Below are 10746 nucleotides of genomic sequence, written 5' to 3' on the forward strand. Positions count from 1 at the left end.
CATCTGTCGCACAATCTTTGTGCGGTATTGTCTTTACTTCGACGCCATTTCGCCCAACGTCCGAATCATTTCCAGATCGTCCTGTGTCACACGCATGTTGGTGCAGAGTTCTCTGCCCTCGGCGGTAGTCAGGCTGATCTCGATCACGCTGCCCTCGTTGATTGCCTTAGAAGCAGCGGAGAAAAACAGAGGCACTTTCGGGTGGTTCTGCCGAAATTTCGTCAGCATGGTTTTCAGTTGCAAAATCATTTTGGGATTCATCATAAGTCAGTTACTCCTTTTCTGGTATGCAGCGGACAGTGCTCCGATATGTGGGGAAACGGCACCGTGCGGAACTGCATTCGCAGTCCGTCCAGCACCAACAGCTTTCCCGTCAGAAGCGACGGAATTCCCAGCAGGTACCGAATTGCCTCCGCAGCCTGTATGGTGCCGATGATGCCGGCAGTGACACCAATTACCGGAATGGGTGCCGGTGCATTGTCCTCCGGAACCTCTCCGAAGATGCAGCGGTAACACGGCCCCTTTTCCGGCACATATGTCATCACCTGTCCGGAAAAGCCTGTGATGCCGCCGTGCACAAAGGGCTTTTCTGCGGAAACACAGACATCGTTGATCAGAAACTTGTTCTCCAGCTGGTCGGTCGCATCAATGACAATGTCATAATCCGGCAGCACCTGCCGCAGGTGTGCCCCGTCCATAAACTGAGAGTACGTCTGCACATGCACCTGTGCGTTCAGTCCGTGGAGAGATTTCGCGGCGGAAACGGCTTTGTTCTGCCCCAGACGGGATTCCTTGTGTAGGATTTGCCGCTGGAGATTGGACAGCTCCACGGTATCGCCGTCCGCAATGCCAATGGTTCCCACACCGGCTGCAGCAAGATAATACGCCGCCGGACTGCCCAGTCCGCCTGCTCCGATCACCAGCACACGGCTGCGTTTCAGAGTTTCCTGACCAGCTTCGCCCAGTTCCGGCATCATGATCTGGCGGACATAACGTTCCTGTTCCTGTGATGTCAGCATGATGCTCCTTTCTCTGTTGCCTTAAGGAAACACTGCATAAAGCCCGCCTGACGGCTTTGCACGCAATCTGCGTGCAGATTTTTCGTCATATTGCCCAGAAATCCCTTGCCAGACACAAGTATGCCTGCGGAATTTCTATGCAATCCCGAAAAATCTGACGACGCATCTTACCACAAGCTTTGCTCGGTGTTTCTTTAAAAGTGTGCCTGCAAGCCCGTCAGGTCTTTGATGACTTCTCCGGCAAGGATCAGCCCCGCCACCGACGGCACAAAGGCACAGCTTCCCGGAACCGGTTTGCCTTTCTCTGTCCATTCCGTCCGCTGCAACGCTGCCGGCAGTTCCTTGGAATAGACCACTTTCAGCTTGGGGATCCCCCGCTTTTTCAGTTCCCGCCGCATCACTCTCGCCAGCGGACAGACAGAAGTCTGCATAATATCTGCCACTTCAAACGCCGTGGGATCCAGCTTATTGCCGGCACCCATGGCACTGATGATGGGCGTTCCGGCGGCATATGCCTGCTCCACCAGTCCCAGCTTTCCGGAAACCGTATCGATCGCGTCCACCACATAGTCATACTGGGTGAAGTCAAAATCCCCTGCGGTTTCCGGCAGGTAGAATTTCTGATGCTTGGTCACGCGGCATTCCGGATACAGCAGCCGGATCCGTTCTTCGGCAGCGTCCACCTTTGCCATGCCAATGGTGGCACGGGTGGCAATGATCTGCCGGTTCAGATTCGATGTGCAAACAGTATCGTTGTCGATCAAGTCCAACGCCCCGACACCGCTTCGTGCCAGAGCCTCCACGGTATAGCCGCCAACGCCGCCAATGCCGAATACGGCTACCCGTGCCTGTGCCAGCCGTTCCATAGCGGCTGTGCCGAAAAGTAATTCTGTTCTGGAAAATGCATTCATATATGTCTATCCTGATACTTGGTCAAAACTTGACGAACTTCTTCTTTATGTGCCAAAAACGTTCCCACAATTTTCGGATCAAAGTGTGTCCCGCTGGATTCCTCCAGAATCCGGAACGCCTTTTCCGCCGGGAACGCTTCCTTATAAACACGCTTGCTGGTCAGGGCATCAAACACATCGACCACCGCCATGATTCTGGCACAGAGAGGGATCTCCTCGCCGGAAAGATGATACGGATAGCCGCTGCCGTCCCATTTCTCGTGGTGGTACAATGCCATTTCCCGTGCCACTTTCAGGTACGAGTCACTTTCAATATCGGTCAGCGTTTTCTCAATGATCTCCCCGCCGGAAAGAGTATGGGTCTTAATGACTTCAAATTCATCTTCTGTCAGTCTGCCCGGTTTATTCAGTACCACGTCCGAAATCTTGATCTTTCCGATGTCGTGCAGCGGTGCCGCCTTGCACATGCGGTCCTGCATCTCCGGTGTCAGTATTTTTGCATACTCCGGCATTTCCGCCAGATATTTCACCAAAATACGCAGATATTCGCTGGTTCGCTTGACATGCTGACCAGTGAAATCATCTCGGGATTCCACCATATCGGCAAAGCTGACGATGATCTTGTTCTGGATTTCCTGGAGCCGCTGGTTAGAGTCCCGCAGAGATTCCTGCTGCACAAACATCCCCGCACAGCTGTCCAGTGTCAGCACGAACTGATGCATTCTCTGCACCACGTAATCAAATGAATTGGCAAACACTACCAGATAACCATACACCATCTGCTGATTGTGCACGGCATAAATGACCACAGGGTCTGTTCTTTCGGTAATGTAGTTCCAGTCCGGCACCAGCTGCCGCTGCGGAATCTCCTTGACTTCGGTGTTTTCCTCCCCGTAAAAAAAACGGAGTGATGTCACTTCTTCTGTAAACGGTTCAGTTTCATAAGTATGCCCGTTCTGATCCCCGTGAAAAAAACCTGCATTCATGCAGAGATAGGTATCCGAACGAATATAGTACCGGAGAATCTCATTGACTTTTTCCACATCCTGTTCAAATGTCAGCTTTGTCAGCATATTGGTCATGGAACGATCGTACTGGGCACTGTTGTTCATGCGGGAATAGATCGAATTCACGGCAAGACCGACTGCCTTCATGGAAAATTTCCGGCAGCCGCAGGATTCGGAAACATCCAGCGTGTACGGAAAAACATATTCCCGCTTCATTTCTTCTCCTGCATTGGCACGTTCTATCAGCTTGGAGAGAAAACTGCCGAACCGATCCAGGTTTCTGCGGCAGGTCGTCAGCCGCGGGAAATTATACTGTTCCTGCACAATGCCGTCGAATCCGGTCACGATCACATCTTCCGGCACACGAATGCCCCGTTCCTCCAGAATTTCACACACGGTGATCGCCATAGAGTCGTTGATGCAGACAATCGCCTGCGGCAGACCCTCCGGATCGGCAAGAAAGCGTTCCATGACTTCCTGTGTGGGAATACTGTAGAAATTCCCATAGCCAAACCACTTTTCGTCAAACGGAACGCCGTGCTCTTTCAGCACGTCCCGAAAAATCATTTCCCGTATTTCCGAAGCGGGATTGCCCTTAAAGCCGGCAATGCAGGCGAACTTGGTGACGTGGTGCTGTTCGATCAGGTGCTTCACCAGATACCGGAACGCATCAGCTTCATCAAACGAGATCCGGATCCCGCCGGAATAGCGTTCTGTCGGTTCTATCAAAAATACCGGTTTCCGGTGTTTCTGTGCCGCCGTCAGAATGTCCTCCACGATCGCACGGCATTTCAGACATTGGGTATAGATCAAAACCACATCGATCACCGAAAAATCCATCAGCTGAAAAATGCTGGCTTCCCCGCGGTCGAACGCCGTATCCCGAAACAGATCTGTTGTGGTATTGAACAACAGGCACCGCCAGTTCTTTTCCAAAAGCGACTGATACAGCGGGGCTATCATGCTCTGTGTATTTTCGTTTTGTATTTCTGACACACAAAGTGCAGCCACCTTGTATCCATTGATCATATCCTTTTCCTCCGCCGAAAATTCTCCGGACAGCCCTGTGGGCTGTTTCTGTTGTCATTTCTTCCCCATTGCAACGTTTTCTTTATTGTAGCATATTCCAATTCTGCTGTCAATCTGTATTTCCGGAATGTCCGGTGTGTCTGTTTATTTTTTTACAAACACGCAAAAAAAGCACTGCATTTCGCAGTGCTTCAAAGTTTCTGTTTTATGCGGGAGCTGGTGTTCTTACAGCAGCAATTCCCCCAGTGTTTCCACGCTGTCGGTCACCCAGTCTGCACCATATTGTTCCAGTTCGCCGGCTTCCGCGTAGCCGTACCGCACCCCGATGCAGGGCACGCGGCATTCCCTTGCCCCGAGGACATCGTGCTTCCGGTCGCCGATCATCACCGTCTGCGGCGGCTCCTGCTCCGGCAGTCCCAACCGACGCAGTGCCAGACGAATCATGTCCGCCTTGGTTTCGCCCGCCCGATGAATGTCACAGCCAGCCACAGCCGTAAAGTACCTGGACAGGTCAAAATGCTCCAGGATCCGGAGCGTATAGACCTCTGGCTTGGAAGTCGCCACCGCCAGCACATAGCCGTGTTCCCGCAGCTTTTCCAGCAGCTCCGGAATCCCGTCATACACCGCATTTTCCAGCAGCCCTACAGTGGAAAACCGTTTCCGGTACTGTTCCACCGCAAAGGCAGCACGTGCCGGCGGCATGCCGCAGAACTCCTGAAAGGAATCCAGCAGCGGCGGTCCGATAAACGGCCGCAGCTTTTCCGCATCCGGCTCCGGTGTACCGCATTGCTCCAGTGCGTACTGCACACAGCGGAGAATCCCCTCTGCGGAGTCGGTCAGTGTGCCGTCCAGATCGAACAGCAGATACCGGAGGTCTTTCGGTAACGCTTTCATGCTCAGCCTCCCAGTGCGATCATGCGGTCAATGCAGCGGCGTGCTTTGGCAATGGTCTTGCTGTCCAGCTGGATCTCCGTGCCCTCGCCGTCTTTCAGAATGTGATAAATGTCCATCAGCGTGGTGGACTTCATGTTCTCGCAAATCAGCTTCTTTGCCAGCGGATAGAACCGCTTTTCCGGACAAGCATTTTGCAGCGTTTCCGCAATGCTGATCTCTGTGCCGATAATGAATTCCTTTGCGTCCGACTGCATGGCGTAATTTACAATGCCGGAAGTCGAACCGATATAGTCCGCCTGCTCACAGACTGCCGGACGGCACTCCGGATGCACCAGCATCAACGCATAGGGGTGTGCTTCTTTTGCCCGACGCACGTCCTTTGCCGTCAGTGCCGCATGGATCGGGCAGCCGCCCTGCAACAGCTTGATCTTCTTTTCCGGCAGCTGCTGCTGGACAAAGGAACCCAGATTGCAGTCCGGAATAAAGAGGATCTTGTCATTGCTCAGCTGCGAAACGATCTTGACCGCAGAAGAAGAAGTCACGCAGACATCGCAAATGGTTTTCAGTTCTGCGGTGGTGTTGATGTATGCCACAACGGTATAGTCCGGATACTGCATCTTTACAGCACGGATCATCTCTTTATCCATCTGTTCTGCCATAGGACAGCCTGCCGTGGGGTTGGACAGGTATACGTTTTTTTCAGGAGAAAGGATCTTCACAGTTTCCGCCATGAACCGCACGCCGCACATGAGCACGTTCTTCTGCGGTGTATCTTTTGCCTTCACGCTCAGAGCATAGGAATCTCCGGTAAAGTCAGCAATTTCCAGAATATCGCTGGTCTGATAGCTGTGTGCCAGAATACAAAAGTCGCGTTCTTTTTTCAGCCGCAGGATCTCCTCTTGAATCTCACGTATTTTCATAATCTCAATTCCTTTCGGGACAGTGTACTTCATGCCACAATTTCTCATCTTCAATAAAAAATATGTGATTTATACTTGCATTTGCAAAAATAGATAAACTTATTCTAGTATAGCACAACAAATGGAGTTTGTCAAGATTTTCACAGGATATTTACATAGGAAAATGCTATGTTTTGTTCCTGTAAAATATAGAAGAAAACTGAGAAGAAAACTGGAGGAATTTCAGGCAGTCCTGCAAAGAAACAGAATCCACATTTTTCGCTTCGGAAATTTGTGCAAAAAAGGTACTTCACAAAATGCAAAAAGTATGTTATAATGATATTATGCATTCCTTGTGCATTTCCAACAGATTCCCAAAGCGATTTCATGCTTCATTTTAACAATTTTACTATTCACAGAAAGAAGGCTCTGCCCATGCAAAAAGCGGCACGCATCATTGGTATATGTCTTTCCCGCGTACAGGAAGAATACAGGCTGCAATGTATCAAAGCATTCAAGCAACATGCTTCTGCAAAAGGATACCGCCTTTTTATATTCAACGCAAAATCCGACTTTTTTCTGCCGCCGACCCCGACAGACTTCGGCGAGATGACTGTATACCAGCTGATCCCCTATGATCTGCTGGACGCAATGATCCTCTTTCCGGATACCATTTACAGAGATTCCATTCTGAATGACATTCTGGAGAACTGCCGCAGCCGGCAGATCCCAGTACTGACGATCGATAAGGCTCTGGAGGGCTGCATCAATTTCCGGTTCGACTATGCCAACTCGTTTGAAAAACTCTGCCGCCATGTGGTGGAAGTCCACCACGCCAGAACGCTGTTCATGCTTGCCGGATTTGCAGAAAATAATTTTTCCAATGAACGGATCGCCGCATTTCAGAAAGTCCTGCAAGAATACGGGCTGTCGCAGGAGAACTGCCGTATTGCATACGGGGATTTCTGGGAAAAGCCTGCAATAGAAGCCATGGAAAAGTGGTTTGTAGAAGATAAACTGCCGATCCCTGATGCAATTATCTGTGCCAACGACACCATGGCGATTACAGCCAGTCAGTTTCTGCAAAACCTCGGCTATCGGATACCAGAGGACTGCATCATCACCGGATTTGACGGTATCTCACATGCAAGCTATCACGTGCCGCACCTCACCACCTGCACGCAGGACTATGACACCATGGGACGGCTGGTCATCGAAGCAGTAGAAAAGCTGTGGCTGGGACAGCCTGTAGAACCTTCCACCGTTGTGGATTTTTACGTGCGGTTCTCCCAGTCCTGCGGCTGTGAGGCAGTCGGCTCGGTCAATGTCAATACCATTTTGCAGAACGTGCTGAATCAGCTGAAGCTTTCCAACGAACGGCAGGAGCTGACATGTCAGGTACAGTCCGCTGTCACCAGCATGTCCTCACTGTCGGAACTGCCGGAGATCATTCTGGATAAATTCATCTTCCACACCATAGTCTTTGCCCTGAATGACGACCTGTTCCGTGCTCCGGAATTCGGCGAGGGAAAACAGAAAAAACAGGCATTCAGTGAAAATGTCAACGTCCTCTGCCAGCGGTACTTCTGGAATCCCGAGGAGCCCTGTGTGACCTCCCGAAGCACACTGATCCCAGATCTGAACAGGCTGCTGGAACGGGAAGATCCTGTGATCTTCAGTGCCCTGCATTTTCTGGATCTCACTATGGGCTACTGTGCATTCCAGACGGACATCTCCTATGATTCCTACGAAAAGATCAACAGCTTCATGAATGCCATGGGTTCTGCACTGGGGATCTTCCATTCCCAGATGCACACCAAATCCATCAATATGCAGCTGAAAAGCGTCAACAGCGAACTGGAAAAGCTATATGTGCACGACCATATGACCGGACTTCTGAACCGCCGCGGTTTCTACCGCCAGTTCCGGCAGCAGCTGACGGAGAGCAAGGGAAAGGACATGAGCGTGATCATCATTTCTGCCGATCTGGACGGACTGAAGCACATCAACGATACCTACGGACACACCGAGGGCGACAACGCCATCAGCACAGTGGGCAAAGCATTGATGACCAGTGCCATTCAGGGAGAAGTCTGCTCTCGTTTTGGCGGAGACGAATTCACCGTTGCCGGTGTCATTGCAGACATGGACGACAACTATTTCGAAAGCTTCCGTGAGAGATTCCGTGAGTATCTGCGGCAGTATAATCAGATTTCCCGCAAACACTATCTGGTGGAATCCAGTATCGGCTTCTGCTTTCAGAAACTGGAAGACGAGATTGATCTGGATCAGATGATCAAAATTGCCGACGACCGCATGTATGAGGACAAAGTGCAGCGACGAAAAGCCCGCCGCTGATCTGACAAAAAGGTGGTGACATTTTATGCATGAAAAAGAAATCGTTTCTTCTGCCCTGCTCTACCGCGATCAGACAGACCTCAAAAATTTTCTGAAGGAACAACGCCGCACAGCTCCGCCGGATTGTTCATGGCTGGTTCTGATACATACCTGTTGTCACAGTCCCGCCAGTGCCGTCGCGATCGCACAGCACGTGAAAGAAGTTCTTCCCGATGCCGCAGTCCTCGGCACCAGTGCAGCCGCCGTCATTCATCACGGCAGCATCTATACGGACCAGTGCCTGCTGCACATCACCCGATTCCGCCGGACACGTCCGGAAATTTTCCGGCTTTCCCTGGACGGCAAAACACCGGAGGAGCTGGCAGAAGAAGCCGCAGAGAACTTCCCCGCAGACAGCCGTGCCCTGTTTGCATTTTTCACAGATCAGTACATGCACATGCAGCCGTTCCTGCAACATCTGGAACAGCTGCGGCAGCACATTCCCGCTGCCGGCGGCATGATCAGTGCCAACACATTCGGTGCGTTTTCCTTTGATGAAAGCGGGGTTTATCCTCACAACGCCGTGTTTGCCGTTCTGTGCGGCACCACGCTACGCACATGGAGCGGTGTAGTTCAGGGGCAGGAAGCATTCGGCGAAACATATACCATTACCAAAACCGAGCAGGACAGTATTCTGGAAGTAGACCACCAGCCGGCATCTCAATGGTTTCAGCAGAAGCTGGAGGAGATCTGCCACACTAAGCCCTGTCCGATCTGTTCGGAACTGCTGATGCGGTTTCCGCTGGCATTACAGCAGGTGGGTACACAAAGCCAGTTTTTGAGCTATAGTGAACCGCAAAACCGCATACAGACCTATTCCAACTGGCTGCCGGCAGGCACACGCTTCCGTATGGCATATCTCAGCCCTCTGACTGCTGTGGCAGAGCTGCGGGAGTGCTGTGCAGAACTGAACACCACGCCCTGTCAGACGATCCTTGCCTATCCGGGAACGCTGCACTACTCTGCCATGACAAACTGCACTGCATGGGAACTGCGGGCACTTCGCAGCAGCCGCATTTGCGGAGCATTTCTGCACGGAGAGATCGCCGCGGCAGAAGAACACAATCAAGTCTATGTGGGAGCTGATACGCTGTTCGGTCTGACAGAATCGGAACACGACTATCTGCCCATTGACCAGACCCTGCTGGACGATTTACAGGGACTGGATGCCGACTGGCACAACATCGATCAATATCTGGAACATGCACAGCAGCAAGCAACGATTTCCTCTGCTTCCCGACAGATCATGCAGCAGGAGATCCTGCTTCGCAGCAATACATTTTTAGATAAGGAAACGGAGCTGGAAAATCTCGTGAAATTCAAGTTCGACGACAAAAAACATCGATACAACAAGATCTGCATGATCTCCATTGAAAAGGGGATCCTGATCTCCGGTCGCCGTGGTTCCAAGGTATGGAACCAGCTGATGCGGGAAAATATTCAGCAGGTGATCCGTACGCTGCACGACACGGAGCTTTTCTTTTACTGCAACGATAAATGGTCGTTTTTCTTCACCGCCGAGCCGGAATATCCGGACGATAAATTTCTGGAACAGGCAGAAATGGCGTTCCATGAATGCGGCTATTACTTCTGCAAGGAATTGAACATCACAGCAGTCAACGCCTTTTATGTTGTCATCGGCGAAACCGATCTGCTGGAAAAGATACAGCTTTGCATGTCTGCCACGGCAGACCACAATGCCCGCTTTTATCTGTACAACAAGGATAATGCCGAAACCATGAAGCAAATGGACGAAAAGCTGCGTATGACCAACATCATCAGCGATGCCATTTTGTATGACCGCATTGTCCCCTACTTCCAGCCCATTCGTGACAACCGCACACAGGAGATCACCAAGTATGAAGCCCTGATGCGGCTGTCCGACAAGGATCATAACATCTATGCTCCGGGGCAGTTTCTGGAAATCGCCAAGGACTATCACCTGTACCTACAGCTTTCCCAGCTGATGATCAAAAAGGTACTGGAACTGTTCCGCGACCGCACAGAAAGTGTGTTCCTGAACCTGTCCGCCTATGACATCAGTTCCGAAGCCAGCCGTTCCATGCTGTATGAACTGTTGAGTAATCTGCCGCAGGAGGCATGCGGACGCATCACCTTTGAAATTCTGGAATCGGAGAAAATCCGCGATTTCAACGAAATGGTGAACTTCCTGAACGAGATCCGCAAGTTTGGCGTGAAAATTGCCATTGACGATTTCGGAGCAGGCTTCTCCAATTTCACGGCGATTCTCCGCGTCAATCCGGACTTTATCAAGATCGACGGCGACCTCATCATCAACTGCGATAAGGATCCGATGAAGCAGCTTTGTTTGCAGGCAATCTCTGACATTGCCAAGGGCATTGATGCGGAACTGATCGCAGAGCACGTGGAAAACAGCGGCGAACAGCAGACGGTAGAATCTACCAATATCCAGTATACACAGGGGTACTATTTCTCCAAGCCTTTGCCTTATCAGAATCTGGAGCAGAAGAAAAAGGACTGAACGCATATTTGACTGCCCTTCGTGTAACACATTGTCTTTTAAAATAGGTGTAGGCGAACTCTTTTCTTTTTTTGCTTCTTTTTTTCT

At 51.1% G+C, this 10746-nt stretch carries 8 protein-coding genes; 2 read left to right on the forward strand and 6 right to left on the reverse strand.

From position 1 onward, the window contains the following. Positions 1-33: 33 nt before the first annotated feature. The 6 genes from RUMCAL_RS11460 to nadA form a co-directional block, all read right to left on the reverse strand. The gene (locus RUMCAL_RS11460) at positions 34-264 is read right to left on the reverse strand and encodes a hypothetical protein (RefSeq protein ID WP_021683059.1); all 231 of its coding nucleotides are present in this window, start codon (positions 262-264) and stop codon (positions 34-36) included. After that, entirely contained in the window at positions 261-1019 is a 759-nt protein-coding gene (locus tag RUMCAL_RS11465; RefSeq protein ID WP_021683060.1) for a HesA/MoeB/ThiF family protein, read from the reverse strand. Before RUMCAL_RS11465 ends, RUMCAL_RS11460 begins: the two co-directional genes overlap by 4 nt. Positions 1020-1213: 194 nt before the next feature. Next, on the reverse strand, positions 1214-1930 hold the full coding sequence (locus RUMCAL_RS11470; RefSeq protein WP_021683062.1) for a tRNA threonylcarbamoyladenosine dehydratase: 717 nt from the start codon (positions 1928-1930) through the stop codon (positions 1214-1216). Continuing rightward, entirely contained in the window at positions 1927-3966 is a 2040-nt protein-coding gene (locus tag RUMCAL_RS14810; protein ID WP_021683063.1) for an HD domain-containing phosphohydrolase, read from the reverse strand. Before RUMCAL_RS14810 ends, RUMCAL_RS11470 begins: the two co-directional genes overlap by 4 nt. 225 nt (positions 3967-4191) lie before the next feature. Beyond that, on the reverse strand, positions 4192-4860 hold the full coding sequence (locus RUMCAL_RS11480; protein ID WP_021683064.1) for an HAD hydrolase-like protein: 669 nt from the start codon (positions 4858-4860) through the stop codon (positions 4192-4194). A gap of 2 nt (positions 4861-4862) precedes the next feature. Next, the gene (nadA, locus tag RUMCAL_RS11485) at positions 4863-5780 is read right to left on the reverse strand and encodes a quinolinate synthase NadA (RefSeq protein WP_040648090.1); all 918 of its coding nucleotides are present in this window, start codon (positions 5778-5780) and stop codon (positions 4863-4865) included. 414 nt (positions 5781-6194) lie between these two features. On the opposite strand from nadA, the gene RUMCAL_RS11490 reads away from it, so the two are divergent. Beyond that, on the forward strand, positions 6195-8117 hold the full coding sequence (locus tag RUMCAL_RS11490) for a GGDEF domain-containing protein (RefSeq protein WP_040648091.1): 1923 nt from the start codon (positions 6195-6197) through the stop codon (positions 8115-8117). A 25-nt stretch (positions 8118-8142) separates the two neighbouring features. Next, a complete protein-coding gene (locus tag RUMCAL_RS11495; protein WP_021683068.1) occupies positions 8143-10659 on the forward strand; it encodes a bifunctional diguanylate cyclase/phosphodiesterase in 2517 nt (838 codons plus the stop codon). Positions 10660-10746: the final 87 nt, after the last annotated feature.

The organism is Ruminococcus callidus ATCC 27760 (genome assembly GCF_000468015.1).
Taxonomy (GTDB): domain Bacteria; phylum Bacillota; class Clostridia; order Oscillospirales; family Ruminococcaceae; genus Ruminococcus_C; species Ruminococcus_C callidus.

What these genes read in the sequence shown, in the direction of transcription:
- RUMCAL_RS14810 (WP_021683063.1), bottom strand. Translation starts at nt 3,966, where the DNA reads ATGATCAATGGATACAAGGTGGCTGCACTTTGTGTGTCAGAAATACAA.
- RUMCAL_RS11460 (WP_021683059.1), bottom strand. Translation starts at nt 264, where the DNA reads ATGATGAATCCCAAAATGATTTTGCAACTGAAAACCATGCTGACGAAA.
- RUMCAL_RS11465 (WP_021683060.1), bottom strand. Translation starts at nt 1,019, where the DNA reads ATGCTGACATCACAGGAACAGGAACGTTATGTCCGCCAGATCATGATG.
- RUMCAL_RS11480 (WP_021683064.1), bottom strand. Translation starts at nt 4,860, where the DNA reads ATGAAAGCGTTACCGAAAGACCTCCGGTATCTGCTGTTCGATCTGGAC.
- RUMCAL_RS11495 (WP_021683068.1), top strand. Translation starts at nt 8,143, where the DNA reads ATGCATGAAAAAGAAATCGTTTCTTCTGCCCTGCTCTACCGCGATCAG.
- RUMCAL_RS11470 (WP_021683062.1), bottom strand. Translation starts at nt 1,930, where the DNA reads ATGAATGCATTTTCCAGAACAGAATTACTTTTCGGCACAGCCGCTATG.
- RUMCAL_RS11490 (WP_040648091.1), top strand. Translation starts at nt 6,195, where the DNA reads ATGCAAAAAGCGGCACGCATCATTGGTATATGTCTTTCCCGCGTACAG.
- nadA (WP_040648090.1), bottom strand. Translation starts at nt 5,780, where the DNA reads ATGAAAATACGTGAGATTCAAGAGGAGATCCTGCGGCTGAAAAAAGAA.